We start from the raw sequence: 14,534 nt of genomic DNA, 5'->3' as shown, positions 1-14,534 counted from the left end.
CTCGGTCTCCGCGGGCGCGCCGGCCGGCGCGCCCTTTGCTCGTCGCGTGAGTGTCGTTGTACGGGGTAACGGCCGCCGCCCGGGCGGCTTGAGCTTCAGCGCCGTGCCGCCGCCAGCAGCCGGGCGAAGCCGTCGAAGGTCCGGGGATCCAGCGCCAGCGCCGGCGAGCGCCGGTCGGCGTAGATCATCCCGATGCAGCGCCCGTGCTCCCGCACCGGCGCCAGCAGGCAGTCTACCCCGCCGGTCAGCCCGGCCACGGCCCCGGGCAGCGGGGTATCGGGATAATCGCGCGACCACCAGACCGGATCGGTCTGCTCCAGTACCGCGCCCATGGCGCCCAGGTCATGGCGACCGATGCCGAAATGGCTGAACTCCGGCTCGTGCAGCGTACCGACGAGATCGGCCGCCTGCAGCCAGTCACCATCATGCGCCAGCTCCGCGAACACCACCCGATTGAGCCCCAGACCGAACTGGCAGGCGCGCAACAGGCGCCGCTGGCGCACGCCCCGGTGTGGCTCGCGCTGCAGCGCGAGCTCGCCGCTGACCGCGATGTCGCCGCGCGGCGCCAGGCCCAGTGGCACCGGCGAGCAGCCCTCCCGCCAGACGCGCGCGATCGCCGCGGGATCCAGGGGGTCCATGGCATACAGCCAGGCGTCCCGGTTGAAGCCCTGCATCAGCCGGCCGAGCCGGTCCGCCGCCGCCTTGTCGGGCTCGCCCAGCAACTCGGCCAGCAGGCGCAGATCCCGGTCCTCGCGCAGGGTGTCCATGCCGTGGAAGATCTGGCCGGCCACCGCCGAAGCCACCATCACCTCCATGGCCCGCGGGTGAGCGGCATTCTCCGCGCGCAGGGTACCCCGCACCAGCTCCGGCAGGTGCATGTGTTCGGCCATCCCGCGCGACAGGTCGTCGGTGGCATAGCCCAGGGCCACGTAACTGGCCTCGTCGGGCAGCGCCCGCAGCTGCAGCATCGAGCGCAGCCCCGCCAGTTCCGGCGCGTCGGTCATTTCCAGCGCCAGCATGCCGAGGTCGTTCAACAGGGCCGCCAGCCCCAGCTCGCCCGGTTCACTGTCGTGGCGCACCCGTCCCAGTTCCTCCACGATCAGCGCCGCCAGGCGCGCCTGGGCCGCCCGCCGCCGGTACGGCTGCGGGTCCGGGAGGATGTCCTCCACCCTTGGTGCGCGTTCGATCTCCTCGTGCACCGCCCGCAGGCCCAGCATGGCGATCGCATCCGGTACCGAATGCACCTCCTGCTTGAGGCCCGGACGCGGGGCGTTGGCCCGCAGGATCAGCCGCAGTGCCAGCCCCGGATCGCGCTCGGCATACAGCCCCACCTCGCGCAGCGAGCGGTTGACCAGGGCGTCGGTGTCGGCGAAAACCGCCTCGCTGGACCCCAGTACCGGCCAGTCCGTCTCCGCCAGGCTGCGTGCCCGCCCGGCATAGGGCGCCGTTTCATCCAGGGCCATTGCTGTACCTCGCCTGCGGTTCTCGATTAAAGTTGGCGGGCCGACTATAGCAACGCAGGACCTGCGCGCGTGAAGTTCATCCTCGGTTTTCTCGTCGTACTGGGCGCCGTCTTCGGGGGCTACGTGGCCCACGGCGGCGACATCTTCATCATCTGGCAGCCCTACGAATACATCATCATCGGCGGCGCCGCGCTGGGCGCGTTCCTGATCGCCAACCCGCCACACGTGGTGGTTACGGTCTTCAAGTCGATCCCCAAACTGATGCAGGGGCGCAAGTATGCGCAGGCCGACTACCTCGATCTGCTGGCGCTGATGTACAAGCTGTTCGTCAAGGCCCGCAAGGAGGGCCTGATGGCGGTCGAAGTCGACATCGATGATCCGGAAAACAGCGAGCTCTTCCAGGCCCACCCGCGGGTGCTGAAGAATCACCATGCCGTCGAATTCATCACCGACTACCTCCGGCTGATCATCTCCGGCTCGATGAACCCGCATGAGCTGGACGCCCTGATGGACGTGGATCTGGAGACCCACCACGAAGAGGTGGAGCGTCCCAGCCATGCGGTGAACAAGGTGGCGGACGCCCTGCCCGGCTTCGGCATCGTCGCGGCGATCCTCGGCATCATCAACACCATGGGCGCCATCGGCGGCGACATCGAGACCATCGGCATGAACGTGGCCGCCGCGCTGGTCGGCAGTTTCCTCGGGATCCTGCTGGCCTACGGCTTCGTTGGCCCGACGGCCTCCGCGCTGGAGGCCCGCTCGCACGAGGACACCAAGTACATGCAGTGCATCAAGGCCTGCATCCTCGCCAACGTGCAGGGCTACAGCCCGCAGGTCTCGGTGGAATTCGGCCGCAAGACCATGGAAAGCGACGTGCGCCCGGGCTTCACCGAACTCGAGGAACACGTGAAGGCGGCCTGAGGCCGGCCGGACACCGCTCATGGGCGTCGAGGACAAGACCCAGCCGATCATCGTCAAGAAGAAGGTGGTCCAGGGCGGCCACCACGGCGGTTCGTGGAAGGTCGCCTTCGCCGACTTCGCCCTGGCGATGATGGCCTTCTTCCTGCTGCTGTGGCTGCTGGCCGCGCTGGAGGCGGACGAACGCGCCGCGCTGTCGGAGTACTTCCAGAACCCCTCGGCGTTCGAGGGCGAGGCCATGGCTCCGTCGCAGGCCATCGGTGACGGCACCGGCGCCGATCCGTCGATCATCGATTTCGAGGGCCTCCCGGACCGTCACGACGCCCCGCCGGAGCCGGCCGAGCATGACGAGACCCTGCTGGAACGCGACCGGGAGCGCCTGGAATCGCTGCAGGAAGCGCTGGAAGAAGCCATCGACCGCAGTCAGGCCCTGGAGCCGTTCAAGGACCAGCTGCTGATGGACATCACACCGGAAGGCCTGCGTATCCAGATCATCGACGCCGAGAATCGTCCGATGTTCGCCACCGCCAGCGCGCGGCCGCTGGACCATGCCAGCGGCATCCTGCGCGAGCTCGCGGGGCTGATCAACGAGGTCCCCAACCGGATCTCGATCACCGGCCACACCGATGCCCGCCCGCTGCAGCGCGAGGACTACACCAACTGGGAGCTGTCCACCGACCGCGCCAACGCCGCGCGGCGCGAGCTGATCGCCGGCGGCACCGAGCCGGAACAGATCGCGCGCGTGGTGGGGCTGTCCGACACCGTCCCCTTCGACGAGGACAACCCCGAGGCCGCGGTGAACCGGCGCATCACCCTGATCGTCCTCAACCAGGAGGCGGAGGAAGCCATGCGCGAGGGGATCGAAACCGAGGGCACGCCGCCGGCGGATGCACTGGACGCCCCGGAAGACTGACCCCGCACGCGACCTTCAGCGCAGGAACAGCGAATAGGCCGGGTTGCCGGTCTCCTCGTGCCACGGGTAGCCGACTTCCTCGAGGAATTCCCGGAAGCGCTTGCGCTCCTCCTTCGGGATCTGCATGCCGACCAGCACCCGACCATGCGCGGAGCCATGGTTGCGGTAATGGAACAGGGAGATGTTCCAGGTCTCCCCCATGTGGTTGAGGAAGTTCAGCAACGCCCCCGGACGCTCCGGGAACTCGAAGCGGTAGAGCCGCTCGTTGCGCACCTCGCCACCGTGGCCGCCCACCATGTGCCGCAGATGCAGCTTGGCGACCTCGTTCTCGGTCATGTCGAGGACCTCGTAGCCGCGCTCGCGCAGGTTCGCGAGGATCTCCGCGCGCTCGGGATCGCCGCCTTCCAGCTTGATCCCGGCGAAGACATGCGCGGTGCTGTCGTCGGCGTAGCGGTAGTTGAACTCGGTAATGCCGCGCTTGCCGACCGCTTCGCAGAACTCGCGAAAGCTGCCGGGCCGTTCGGGGATGGTCACCGCGAACAGCGCCTCGCGGTGTTCGCCGATCTCGGCGCGCTCGGCCACGTGGCGCAGGCGGTCGAAATTGATGTTGGCGCCGCTGAGCACCGCCGCCAGATGCGCGCCGCGCAGCCCCTCGCGCTGGGCGTACTGCTTCATGCCGGCCACCGCCAGGGCCCCGGCCGGCTCGGCCACCACGCGGGTGTCGTCGAAGATGTCCTTGATCGCTGCGCAGATGGAATCGGTATCCACCAGCAGGACCTCGTCCACCAGCTCGCGGGTCAGGCGGAAGGTCTCCTTGCCCACCTGACGCACCGCGGCGCCGTCGGCAAAGATCCCCACCTGCTTCAGGCTGACCCGCCGGTTCTGCTGCAGCGCCCTGTACATCGACGGGGCGTCGTCCGGCTCCACCCCGATCACCCGGATCTCCGGGCGCAGGCGCTTGATATAGGCCGCCATGCCCGAGACCAGTCCGCCACCGCCGATACACACGAACACCGCGTCCAGCGGTCCCGGGTGCTGACGCAGCAGTTCCATGGCCACCGTGCCCTGCCCGGCGATGACGTCCGGATCGTCGAACGGGTGGATGAAGGTATAGCCGTGCTCGGCCTCCAGCTCGCGGGCATGCGCTGCGGCCTCGTCGAAGGAATCGCCGAACAGCACCGCCTCGCCGCCGAAGCGGCGTACCGCATCCACCTTGATCTGCGGCGTGGTCACCGGCATCACGATGACCGCACGGATACCGCGATGGGTGGCTCCCAGCGCCACGCCCTGGGCGTGGTTTCCCGCCGAGGCCGCGATCACGCCCTTCGAGCGCTGCTCCTCCGAAAGCTGCGCGATCTTGTTGTAGGCGCCGCGCAGCTTGAACGAGAACACCGGCTGCAGGTCCTCGCGTTTGAGGCGGATATCACAGCCCAGCCGGTTCGACAGCGTGGGCATGGTATCCAGCGGTGTCTCGCGCGCCACGTCGTACACGCTGGAGGTGAGGATCTTCTCCAGATAGGGATAGTCTTTCATGACTTCGCACGATAGCACGCGCGCCGCATACCTTGTGACTCCCTCGCGCGAGGCCGTTCGTGCCCCCGTCATTGCGAGGAGCCGAAGGCGACGCGGCAATCGGCCGCAATGGCCTGCACGCAGGAACAGGTGGCGTCGGATGGAGATCGCCGCGTCGCTCCGCGACTCGCGATGACGGGAATCCACCCCTCCACCGTCATTGCGAGGAGCCGAAGGCGACGCGGCAATCGGCCGCAATGGCCTGCACGCAGGAACAGGTGGCGTCGGATGGAGATCGCCACGTCGCTCCGCGACTCGCGATGACGAGGGGGGAGAGCTGCGCGACTCGCGATGACTGGGCATGGCATGACTCGCAATGACGGCGCGAGAGCTGCGCGGCGCTTGTCCCGTCAACGTCGGGATGGTTATGCTCGGCAGGTTATATCAAGAACATGCGAGACGAAGCGATGACTCAGGACGAAATGAAAAAGGCGGTGGCCGAAGCGGCCCTGTCGAAGATCGAGGACGGCTGGGTGGTCGGTGTCGGCACCGGGTCGACCGCCAACTATTTCATCGATGCCCTCGCGGGCATGAAGAACCGCATCGACGGGGCTGTCGCCTCCAGCGAGGCGAGCGCGGAGCGCCTGCGCAAACATGGCATCGAGGTCCTGGACCTGAATTCGGCCGGCCCGCTGCCGATCTACGTCGACGGCGCCGACGAGGCCACTACCCACCTGCACCTGACCAAGGGCGGTGGCGGCGCGTTGACCCGCGAGAAGATCGTGGCCGCCGCCTCCGAGACCTTTGTCTGCGTGGTCGACGACACCAAGATCGCGAACTATCTGGGCAACTTCCCGCTGCCGGTGGAGGTCATCCCGATGGCCCGCAGCCACGTGGCGCGCGCGCTGTCGAACCTGGGCGGCAATCCGGAACTGCGCGAAGGTTTTGTCACCGACAACGGGAACGTCATCCTCGACGTCCACAACCTGCGCATCATGAACCCGGTGGAGCTGGAATCGGAGATCGATCACATCGCCGGGGTGGTGACCAACGGGCTGTTCGCGCGGCGCCCGGCCGACGTGATGCTGATCGGCAGCGAGAAGGGCGTGCGCGAACTCCACCATCACTGAGGCACGATGAACGAGACCGGCAAGTGGCTGATCATCATCGGCGGCGCGATCGTCCTGATCGGGCTGCTGTGGCCCTGGCTGGGAAAGATCCCCTGGGGAAGACTCCCCGGGGACATCGTGATCGAACGCGGTGACAGCCGCTTCTACTTCCCGCTGACGACCATGATCATCGTCAGCATCGTGCTGTCACTGATCCTGGGCTTCTTCCGCCGCTGACCCCGCTCTCTCAGCCCATCACCTCATCGTAGAACGCCTGCATGCCGCCCTCGAGGAAGTAATAACGCTCGTCCTCGATGCCCAGCTCGCGCAGGCGATACTGCAGCCAGCGCACCTGCTGTCCGTGCTGGTCGAAGATCAGCAGGGTGTCGCCGTCCGCGGCGGCCGCACGCAGGGCGTCGTCCAGGGCCGCCGGCTCGTTCACCGGCATGACCCGTTCGCGTCCGCCGAACAGGGCGATGTCATCCTCGTCCCCGGCACCACTGATGTCGAGCAGCAGGCTGTCGTCCTCCTGGGCCCGGCGTGCGAACGTCTCGCCATCCAGCAGCCGCGCCTCGAACGACGCGTCGGGAATCAGATCGCCGTCCTCGACCGCTTCGCCGAACAGGCGGGAAAAGCGCGGATAGCTCTGCGCCCAGTCATGCATGCCGGCGTCATACGCCAGTACGGCATCGAGCCCGGCATCGCTGGCCCGCGCCGCGGCACGGTACGCCCGATGGCTGTCGCGCCCGTTGCAGTAGAACACCAGCGGGCTGCCTTCCCGGGCTTCCAGGTCGCGGACACGCTCGTCGAAATCGGGGGCGTGCAGATTTACGTGATGGGCGTCGCGCATCCGCATCACGTCGTATTCCGCGCGCGGGCGCACGTCCACCAGGGTCGAGCCGCTGAACTGACCGCGCAGGTCGAACAGCTCGATGGCCTCCACCCCGAAGCGTTCGTAAAGATGACGCCCCGGAAACTCCGCCAGCTGGGCCGAGAGGGTGACAGGGGTGGCCAGCAGGCCGGCGGCAAGGGCGAACACACCCGAACGAACAGCGAAATGACGAAAGCTCATGCGATCTCCGTTGACGTCAGCAGGGGGCCGCGGGATACGGCCTTCCCTGCGACGCCCCGTGAACTCCGTTTATTCCACTGCGCAGTGTACGGGAAACCGCCGCTCAGAGCAGGACCTTCTCGATGCCTCCTTCACGCGCCCGGTCGATGAAGCCCTTCTGCCAGTCCTCGCCCAGCAGCCGGTTGGCCATCTCCACCACGATGTAGTCGGTGTCCAGCCCGGTGTCCTCGCGATAGCGCGACAGGCCCTGCTGGCAGGCCGGGCAGGAGGTCAGCATCTTCACGTTGCCGTTTTCCGCCTTCTCCTCGCCGGTCAACTGCTTGATGCCCTTGTGCAGCTCCTCCTGCTTGCGGAAGCGCACCTGGGTCGCGATGTCGGGGCGGCTCACCGCAAAGGTGCCCGCCTCGCCGCAGCAGCGATCGGACTGCAGGACCTCCTGGCCCAGCAGGTTGCCGGCCACCTCGGTCGGTTTGTGCGACTTCATCGGCGAATGGCAGGGATCGTGGTACATGTACTGCACGCCCTGCAGCCCTTCCAGCTTGATGCCCTTCTCCATCAGGTACTCGTGGATGTCCAGCAGCCGGCAGCCCGGGAAGATCTTCTCGAACTCGTATTTCAGCAGCTGATCCATGCAGGTCCCGCAGGAGACCACCACCGTCTTGATGTCGAGGTAGTTCAGCGTCGTCGCGATGCGATGGAACAGCACCCGGTTCTCGGTGCTGATCTGCGACCCCTTCTCGAAGTCGCCGCCGGCGTTCTGCGGGTAACCGCAGCACAGGTAGCCCGGCGGCAACACGGTCTGCGCACCCGCATCGTAGAGCATCGCCAGGGTGGCCAGGCCGACCTGGCTGAACAGGCGTTCGGAGCCGCAGCCCGGGAAGTAGAACACCGCGTCGGAGTCCATGTCCGTCTTCACCGGATCGCGCAGGATCGGCACGTAGCGCGAGTCCTCCAGCCCCAGCATCTGCCGCGTGGTCTGGCTCGGCAGCCCCGCCGGCATGGGCTTCTTCACGAAATGCACGACCTGCTCGTGCACCGGCGCCTTGCCGGTGGTCGAGCGGGGCCGCTTGCCCTCGCCGGTCAGGCCGAGCTTCTTGAACGACCAGTGACCCAGACGCTGGGCCGCATAGCCCATCTGGATCGCGCCCTTGCGGATGCCCTTCACCGCGGCCGGATCCTTGGTGTTGAGGAACGCCATGGACATCATGGTGGCCGGCGACGCCTTGCGCTTGCCCTTCTTGTTGAGGATGGAGCGCATGTGCATGGTCACGTCGCCGAAGTCGATGTCGACCGGGCACGGGTTCAGGCACTTGTGGCAGATCGTGCAGTGATCGGCCACGTCGTTCATCTCCTCGAAGTGATTCAGCGACAGCCCGCGTCGGGTCTGTTCCTCGTACAGGAAGGCCTCCACGATCAGGCCGGTCGCCAGGATCTTGTTGCGCGGCGAGTACAGCAGGTTGGCGCGCGGCACGTGCGTGTTGCACTCGGGCTTGCACTTGCCGCAGCGCAGGCAGTCCTTGATCTCGTCGTTGAGATCGCCCAGCTCGCTCTGCTCAAGGATCAGCGCCTCCTGCTTCACCAGACGCAGCGACGGCGTATAGGCGTTGTTCAGGCCGGAGCCCTCCAGCAGCTTGCCGGCATTGAACACCCCGTTCGGGTCGATCTGCTTCTTGTACTTCGCGAACGAGTCGATGCGGTCGCGGTCCAGGTACTGCATCTTGGTCAGGCCGATCCCGTGCTCGCCGGAGATCACCCCGTCCAGTTCGCGCGCCAGGCGCATCACCTCGTCCACCAGGCGCTCGGCCTGGTGCATCATCGGGTAGTCGTTGGAATTGACCGGGATGTTGGTGTGCACGTTGCCGTCGCCCGCATGCATGTGCAGGGCGATGAACAGCCGGCTGGTGAGCACGCGGTCGTGGATCGCGGTCAGGCGCTTGCGCACCGACTCCATCTGGTGGCCGTTGAAGATGTCGAACAGCGGCCGTTCGACCTCCGCGCGATAGGAGATGCGCAGGCTGCGCCGCAGCAGCAGGTGGATCAGCTTGTCGTGCGGGCGCATATCCGCACGGGCCGCATCGTCCAGCAGCTCGTCGCACTCGGAGGCCAGGGTGTGGAAGTTGTCGGCGATGCGGTTCCAGCGGTCACGCACCGATTCCAGCACCTCCACCGCCCGCTGGCGCTTGGTCTCGAACCACTGCTGGCCCTCGCCCTCTGCGTCCTCCAGCAGCTCGCGCAGCTCGGGATGGTCGCCGCGCATGCATTCCAGCATCTCGTCGACCATCGCCAGCTTGTTCGTCAGCGACTCGCGGACGTTGAGGGTCTCCACCCCTTCGGTGTACTCCGCCAGGCGCTCCAGCGGGATCACCACGTCCTCGTTGATCTTGAACGCGTTGGTGTGGTGGGCGATGGCCGCGGTGCGGGCGCGATCGGCCCAGAACCGCTTGCGCGCCTCCGGGCTCACCGCGATGAAGCCCTCGCCGTTGCGGGCGTTGGCCGCGCGCACCATCTGCGCGGCCAGGCGGCCCAGCGCGTCCTCGTCATCGGACACGATGTCCGCCACCAGGACCATCTTCGGCAGGTCGCCGCGCGCACCCTTGGGGGTGTACTTCACCGCCCGCACGTAGCGTTCGTCCAGGTGCTCGAGGCCCGCCAGCAGCACGTTTTCCTCGGCATCCACCGCATCCTTGATCTCGACGATCGCCGGGACCGCCTCGTGCAGATCGGTGCCGTAGAACTCTAGGCAGACGGTGCGGGCATTGTCCGGCATGCGATGGAGGATGAACTCGGCCGAGGTGATCAGACCGTCGCAGCCCTCCTTCTGGATGCCGGGCACGCCCATCAGGGTCTTGTCGGTCACGTCCTTGCCCAGCCCCGTCTTCCGGAACTGCGCCCCCGGCATCTCGAGGATCTCGGGCTCGCCCTTCTGCGTCCGGCCGTCCGCCTCAAAACGGGTCACGCGGAAGCGCACGGTCTCCGCGTCGTGGATCTTGCCGAGGTTGTGATCGAGGCGCTCGATATACATCCAGTCCGCCTCGGGGGTCACCATGGTCCAGGCAGCCAGATTGTCCAGTGCGGTACCCCACAGCACGGCCTTCTTGCCGCCGGCATTCATGGCCACGTTGCCGCCGATGGTCGAGGCATCCTGCGAGGTCGGATCCACCGCAAACACCAGGCCGTTGTTGTCGGCCAGCTCGGAGACGCGCTTGGTCACCACGCCCGCCTCGACATGCACCACCGGGACTTCACGGTCCACACCCGGCAGGGTGCGACGCTGCACATCGCCGAGGCCTTCCAGTTTCTCGGTGTTGATGACCGCCGAGCGCTTGGACAGCGGCACGGCACTGCCGGTATAGCCGGTACCACCGCCGCGCGGGATCACCGTCAGGCCCAGCTCAATGCAGGCCGCCACCAGCGGCCCCATCTCTTCCTCGGAGTCGGGGGTGAGCACCACAAACGGCAGTTCCACGCGCCAGTCGGTCGCATCGGTCACGTGCGAGACACGCGCCAGCCCGCCGAACTGGATATTGTCCTTGTGCGTGAGCCCGTTCATGCGCTTGCGAACCTTGTCGCGCAGCGCCAGCGTCTTGTCGAACTCCTCCGCGAACGCGGTCAGCGCCGCCTGGGCACGCCGGGCCAGGGTCAGGGCCTTCTCGTTGCCCTCGGCACGCGCCTCGATCTGGTCGAGGCGGTGCTGCATCGCATCCATCAACGAACGGCGACGCTTGCGGTCCCCCAGCAGATCGTCCTGGATGTACGGGTTGCGCGTGACCACCCACATATCCCCCAGGACCTCGAACAGCATGCGCGCGGACACGCCGGTACGGCGTTCGCCACGCAGCTCGTTGAGCAGCTCCCAGGTATCGGACCCGAGGAAGCGGATAACGATTTCGCGGTCGGAGAAGGAAGTGTAGTTGTACGGTATTTCGCGCACGCGTTCGGCGGTCATTGAGGCGGGGCCTCCCGATCAGAGTGAAGCGCAAGGTTAACGGCCAGCCGGACCGAAAGCACGATCTCGCACTCGCGGTCCATTCTTTTGGCACCAAAGTAATTGCGCAATAATAAGGAAACCCTGATCGACGTGCACGCCCGACCGGGCCCGGAACAGCCCGGGCCCGGTCAGCTGCGGAGATAATGCGGCGTCAGAACAGTTTGGATTCCATCTCCAGAAACACCGCATTGGCGTTGGAACGGTTGGTCTGGTCGAACGCCGGCAGGTCTTCGTATTCGGACCAGTCCATGGCAGCGTAGGCCTCCTCGAAGGACATCATGTCCTCGACCGATTCCGCCATGTGCTCACGCAGCTTCACCAGGTAGTCCCGGGTGAAACGCACCGCGCGCCGGGCATTGGCGGTCGCGTCGCCATGCCCCGGGATCAGAAAGTTCGGCTCCATCGCCTCGACCTGCTCCAGGCGGTTCACCCAGTTGCCGGAATCCAGGGCATCATCGCCGAGGAACGGGATGCGGCCATCAAACACGATATCGCCGGCAAACACCACGCCGTCTTCCTCGACCACCATGATGACGTCATCCGGTGAATGCGCCGGACCGGCATGCAGCAGGCGGAAGGTCCTGCCGCCCAGCTCGATGGTGTACTCCTCGTCGAACAGCTCGTCCGGCGGGATCACCTGGGTGTCTTCGTCCACCCACGGATAGAGTACGCCCCGGCGCTGCTGCAGCCGGGATTCGGCGCCCGGCCCGCGCAGATAATCTTCCGCACGCCGCTGACCGATGATGCGCGCTTCCGTGTGATCGGCGAATGCCTGCAGACCGTAGATATGGTCCGCATGGTAATGACCCGCGATCACGTAGCGGATGGGTTGATCCGTGACCTCCCGGATCCGCCGGATCATCTCGAACCCCAGGGCCGGGGTCCCCAGGGCGTCGTAGACCACTACGCCTTCGTCGGTCACCACGAAACCGGCGTTGGAAGTGTGGCCCTCGTTGTCGGGGCCCGGGATGCCCGACAGACCGATCATGTACCAGGCATTGGTCCCTTCCACCTGGCGGGCGCGGGTATCGACAGTGACCTCGGGATACGGATTCTCGGGTACGGACATGGCTTCTCCTTGCTCGAAACCTGGGACTGACTATAGACCACAGACGCGTGGAGAAAGACCGACATTCCGTAAAAGAGCTGCGCGTGTGCGTTGCTCCGCTGCGCTCCGCCGAACCTTCCAGGTTCTCATCCTGGCCCGAGTCCATATCCATGAAAAAGGGCCCCGCGAGGGGGCCCTTTTCCATGGATGGCTGGGGGACCAGGATTCGAACCTGGGTTGACGGAGTCAGAGTCCGTAGTCCTACCGCTAGACGATCCCCCAATTCTGGCCGGTGCCCGAAACCTCCGGGTGCACCGGCGAAAACCGGATCAGCGCTTGGAGTACTGCGTCGCGCGACGGGCCTTGCGCAGGCCGATCTTCTTGCGCTCCACCTCGCGGGCATCCCGCGTCAGGTGACCGCCACGACGCAGCGTGCTGCGCAGGTCCTCATTATACTCAACCAGGGCGCGGGCGATACCCAGACGAATGGCACCCGCCTGACCGTTACCGCCGCCGCCGGAGACCGTGGCCACCACGTCGAAGCCGTCGAGGGCTTCGGCCGCTTCCAGCGGCTGCCGGACAACCATGCGCGAGGTCGGACGACCGAAGAACTCGTCCAGCGGACGGCCGTTGACGGTCACGTTGCCCGAGCCGGGACGCAGGAAGACACGCGCGGAAGCCGTCTTGCGGCGACCCGTACCGTAGTACTGATTCATAGCCATTGGAATCGATTTCCCTGTTTCTGGTTGGCGGCGCCGCGGATCAGATGTCCAGCGGCTGCGGCTGCTGGGCCGCATGCCGGTGCTCGGTTCCGGCATACACCTTGAGTTTCTTGAGCATCGACCGGCCGAGCGGATTGCGCGGCAGCATGCCCTTGACGGCCAGCTCGAGCACCTTCTCCGGATGACGTTCGATCATCTGGGAGAAGTTCGCCTCCTTGATGCCCCCCGGATAACCGGTATGGCGATAATACATCTTGTCGGAAGCCTTGTTGCCCGAGACCCGAATCTTGTCCGCGTTGATCACGACGATGTAGTCGCCGGTATCCACGTGCGGCGTGTAGACGGGCTTGTGCTTTCCGCGCAGCCGACGCGCGATTTCCGTGGCGAGTCGACCGAGGGTCTTGTCACTGGCATCCACAAGGAACCAGTCGCGTTCGACTTCTGCCGGCTTGGCGCTGATGGTGCTCATGTATCGATGCTCCGATGTCGGGGCGATTCAGAAAGCGCGAAAGAATACCGTGTTGTACCCCGTCATTCAAGGGTCCCACGAGCGATCGCGCAAAAAGACGGGGCCGCCCCGAAGGACGGCCCCGTCAGCGCATGCCTGTCCCTTGCGGGCTTACATGGCGCTTTCGGCCTGCTGCTGGACCTCCTGCATCAGCTCGGGGTCGTTCTGCAGGGCCATGGCGACCTCATTGTACTCTTCAACGGTCATGCCAGCATCCTCCACGGCCGCGACCATCTCGTCCTGGGCCTCCTGCTGCATCTGCTGCGCCTGGGTCTCGTCCTCGGCTTCCTGCAGGCGCTGGGAGAAGTCCTCGCGGACCTCCTGCACACCGACAAAGGCTTCGACGAAGGTGTCGATGTCTTCATCGGACAGGTCGACCTCGGGGGCCTGCTGCTGCATCGGGGCGCCGCCACCTTCCGGCGGAGCGCCACCCTGGGCGCCCGCGCCACCCTGAGCACCGCCCTGCGGCGGGGCGCCGCCCTGGGCGCCACCTTCCGGCGGAGCACCGCCCTCGGCGCCGCCACCCATCTGTGCGGAGGCCACGCCACCGAAGGCGAACATGGAAGTCAGGGCGAAAGCCATTGCGGTCTTGCGAAAGTTCATCATTGCGTTTGCTCCTTGGTCTTTACGACGGTCTGTATTCACGAAAATCATGATCTGCGGTCCGGACTACCAGTCCCGCTCCGTGCCCTGCCGCGGGTCTTCGCCGGGCTCGGGCATCGCCTCGCCCTCGGGCCGCTCGCCCGGGGCCGGCATCTGCTGGCCGCTGGCACCGCCACGCGGATCCGTGCGCTCGGGTTCCATGCTCCCCGGCGGCGCGTCGCGCGGCTCGGGCGGCGCGCCCTGCGGCCGATCCGGCTGCCCCGGCCCGGTTTGCGGTTCGGGGGGCTGCCCGCCGGGCGGGAGCCCGCGTTCCTGTCCGGTGCCGCCGGGCGGAAGCCCCCCGCCCTGGCCGCTCCCGCCGGGTGGCGGGGCATCCCGCGGTGCCGGTGCGTCCTGCCGCGGCTCGGGCGGCTGGCCCTGCCCCGGGGTTCCGGCCTCGGGCGGCATGTCGCCGGCGGGGGCACCGCCCTGGCCCGCCTGGGCCGCGGCCACCCCGGAAAAACCGAGGGTCAGCACCGAACCGAGCGCCATGGCCGTTGCGGTTTTGCGGAAAGTCGTCATGCGACCTCCTGTGGTTTGCGGATTTCGCTACGGACAACCCATACGAAGCAAACCACGGGCCAACATTCAGAACACAAAAAAATATCTTTTCAATCAGAGACATGAAGGCCGTCCGTG

13 protein-coding genes and 1 tRNA gene are annotated in these 14,534 nt (G+C 66.5%); 4 read left to right on the top strand and 10 right to left on the bottom strand.

Annotation, left to right across the window (positions count from 1 at the left end; genetic code table 11):
• Positions 1-95: 95 nt before the first annotated feature.
• A complete protein-coding gene (locus tag F788_RS0103575; RefSeq protein WP_019589284.1) occupies positions 96-1,463 on the bottom strand; it encodes an HDOD domain-containing protein in 1,368 nt (455 codons plus the stop codon).
• Between the two features lie 69 nt (positions 1,464-1,532).
• Between F788_RS0103575 and motA the strand changes: the two genes are divergently transcribed.
• Both motA and motB read left to right on the top strand, forming a co-directional pair.
• A complete protein-coding gene (gene motA / locus F788_RS0103570) occupies positions 1,533-2,384 on the top strand; it encodes a flagellar motor stator protein MotA (protein ID WP_018946438.1) in 852 nt (283 codons plus the stop codon).
• A gap of 19 nt (positions 2,385-2,403) precedes the next feature.
• Entirely contained in the window at positions 2,404-3,294 is an 891-nt protein-coding gene (motB, locus tag F788_RS0103565; RefSeq protein WP_019589283.1) for a flagellar motor protein MotB, read from the top strand.
• 15 nt (positions 3,295-3,309) lie between these two features.
• Here motB and ilvA read toward each other — a convergent pair whose 3' ends face one another.
• Positions 3,310-4,827, bottom strand: a complete 1,518-nt coding sequence (ilvA, locus tag F788_RS0103560) for a threonine ammonia-lyase, biosynthetic (RefSeq protein ID WP_019589282.1) — start codon at positions 4,825-4,827, stop codon at positions 3,310-3,312.
• Between the two features lie 446 nt (positions 4,828-5,273).
• Here ilvA and rpiA point away from each other — a divergent pair, with 446 nt between their 5' ends.
• Complete coding sequence (gene rpiA, locus F788_RS0103555; protein WP_018946441.1) at positions 5,274-5,936, top strand: ribose-5-phosphate isomerase RpiA; 663 nt, start codon at positions 5,274-5,276, stop codon at positions 5,934-5,936.
• A 6-nt stretch (positions 5,937-5,942) separates the two neighbouring features.
• Positions 5,943-6,152 carry a DUF2905 domain-containing protein gene (locus F788_RS0103550; RefSeq protein WP_019021264.1) on the top strand — a complete coding sequence of 70 codons (210 nt, stop codon included), beginning with the start codon at positions 5,943-5,945 and terminating at the stop codon, positions 6,150-6,152.
• 10 nt (positions 6,153-6,162) lie between these two features.
• Here F788_RS0103550 and F788_RS0103545 read toward each other — a convergent pair whose 3' ends face one another.
• The 8 genes from F788_RS0103545 to F788_RS0103510 form a co-directional block, all read right to left on the bottom strand.
• The gene (locus tag F788_RS0103545) at positions 6,163-6,987 is read right to left on the bottom strand and encodes a rhodanese-like domain-containing protein (RefSeq protein ID WP_019021265.1); all 825 of its coding nucleotides are present in this window, start codon (positions 6,985-6,987) and stop codon (positions 6,163-6,165) included.
• 103 nt (positions 6,988-7,090) lie between these two features.
• Complete coding sequence (locus F788_RS0103540) at positions 7,091-10,933, bottom strand: DUF3683 domain-containing protein (RefSeq protein WP_019589281.1); 3,843 nt, start codon at positions 10,931-10,933, stop codon at positions 7,091-7,093.
• Between the two features lie 193 nt (positions 10,934-11,126).
• Positions 11,127-12,044, bottom strand: a complete 918-nt coding sequence (locus F788_RS0103535; RefSeq protein WP_019589280.1) for an MBL fold metallo-hydrolase — start codon at positions 12,042-12,044, stop codon at positions 11,127-11,129.
• Between the two features lie 187 nt (positions 12,045-12,231).
• Positions 12,232-12,305, bottom strand: a tRNA-Gln gene (locus F788_RS0103530).
• A 47-nt stretch (positions 12,306-12,352) separates the two neighbouring features.
• The gene (rpsI, locus tag F788_RS0103525; protein WP_024328551.1) at positions 12,353-12,745 is read right to left on the bottom strand and encodes a 30S ribosomal protein S9; all 393 of its coding nucleotides are present in this window, start codon (positions 12,743-12,745) and stop codon (positions 12,353-12,355) included.
• Positions 12,746-12,785: 40 nt separating this feature from the next.
• A complete protein-coding gene (rplM, locus tag F788_RS0103520; protein ID WP_018946445.1) occupies positions 12,786-13,214 on the bottom strand; it encodes a 50S ribosomal protein L13 in 429 nt (142 codons plus the stop codon).
• Between the two features lie 150 nt (positions 13,215-13,364).
• Positions 13,365-13,856 carry a DUF4168 domain-containing protein gene (locus F788_RS0103515; protein WP_026279505.1) on the bottom strand — a complete coding sequence of 164 codons (492 nt, stop codon included), beginning with the start codon at positions 13,854-13,856 and terminating at the stop codon, positions 13,365-13,367.
• Positions 13,857-13,922: 66 nt separating this feature from the next.
• On the bottom strand, positions 13,923-14,417 hold the full coding sequence (locus F788_RS0103510) for a hypothetical protein (protein ID WP_026332693.1): 495 nt from the start codon (positions 14,415-14,417) through the stop codon (positions 13,923-13,925).
• Positions 14,418-14,534 lie beyond the last annotated feature (117 nt).

It is taken from the genome of Thioalkalivibrio sp. ALE10 (genome assembly GCF_000381385.1).
In the GTDB taxonomy this organism is placed as follows: domain Bacteria; phylum Pseudomonadota; class Gammaproteobacteria; order Ectothiorhodospirales; family Ectothiorhodospiraceae; genus Thioalkalivibrio.
Note: the sequence above shows the minus strand (reverse complement) of the source record. Positions and strands in the feature narration are given on the sequence as shown.

Excerpts from the sequence above, each read along its gene's own strand:
- F788_RS0103575 (WP_019589284.1), bottom strand. The coding sequence starts at position 1,463 with ATGGCCCTGGATGAAACGGCGCCCTATGCCGGGCGGGCACGCAGCCTG.
- motB (WP_019589283.1), top strand. The coding sequence starts at position 2,404 with ATGGGCGTCGAGGACAAGACCCAGCCGATCATCGTCAAGAAGAAGGTG.
- ilvA (WP_019589282.1), bottom strand. The coding sequence starts at position 4,827 with ATGAAAGACTATCCCTATCTGGAGAAGATCCTCACCTCCAGCGTGTAC.
- rpiA (WP_018946441.1), top strand. The coding sequence starts at position 5,274 with ATGACTCAGGACGAAATGAAAAAGGCGGTGGCCGAAGCGGCCCTGTCG.
- F788_RS0103550 (WP_019021264.1), top strand. The coding sequence starts at position 5,943 with ATGAACGAGACCGGCAAGTGGCTGATCATCATCGGCGGCGCGATCGTC.
- F788_RS0103545 (WP_019021265.1), bottom strand. The coding sequence starts at position 6,987 with ATGAGCTTTCGTCATTTCGCTGTTCGTTCGGGTGTGTTCGCCCTTGCC.
- F788_RS0103540 (WP_019589281.1), bottom strand. The coding sequence starts at position 10,933 with ATGACCGCCGAACGCGTGCGCGAAATACCGTACAACTACACTTCCTTC.
- F788_RS0103535 (WP_019589280.1), bottom strand. The coding sequence starts at position 12,044 with ATGTCCGTACCCGAGAATCCGTATCCCGAGGTCACTGTCGATACCCGC.
- rpsI (WP_024328551.1), bottom strand. The coding sequence starts at position 12,745 with ATGGCTATGAATCAGTACTACGGTACGGGTCGCCGCAAGACGGCTTCC.
- rplM (WP_018946445.1), bottom strand. The coding sequence starts at position 13,214 with ATGAGCACCATCAGCGCCAAGCCGGCAGAAGTCGAACGCGACTGGTTC.
- F788_RS0103515 (WP_026279505.1), bottom strand. The coding sequence starts at position 13,856 with ATGAACTTTCGCAAGACCGCAATGGCTTTCGCCCTGACTTCCATGTTC.
- F788_RS0103510 (WP_026332693.1), bottom strand. The coding sequence starts at position 14,417 with ATGACGACTTTCCGCAAAACCGCAACGGCCATGGCGCTCGGTTCGGTG.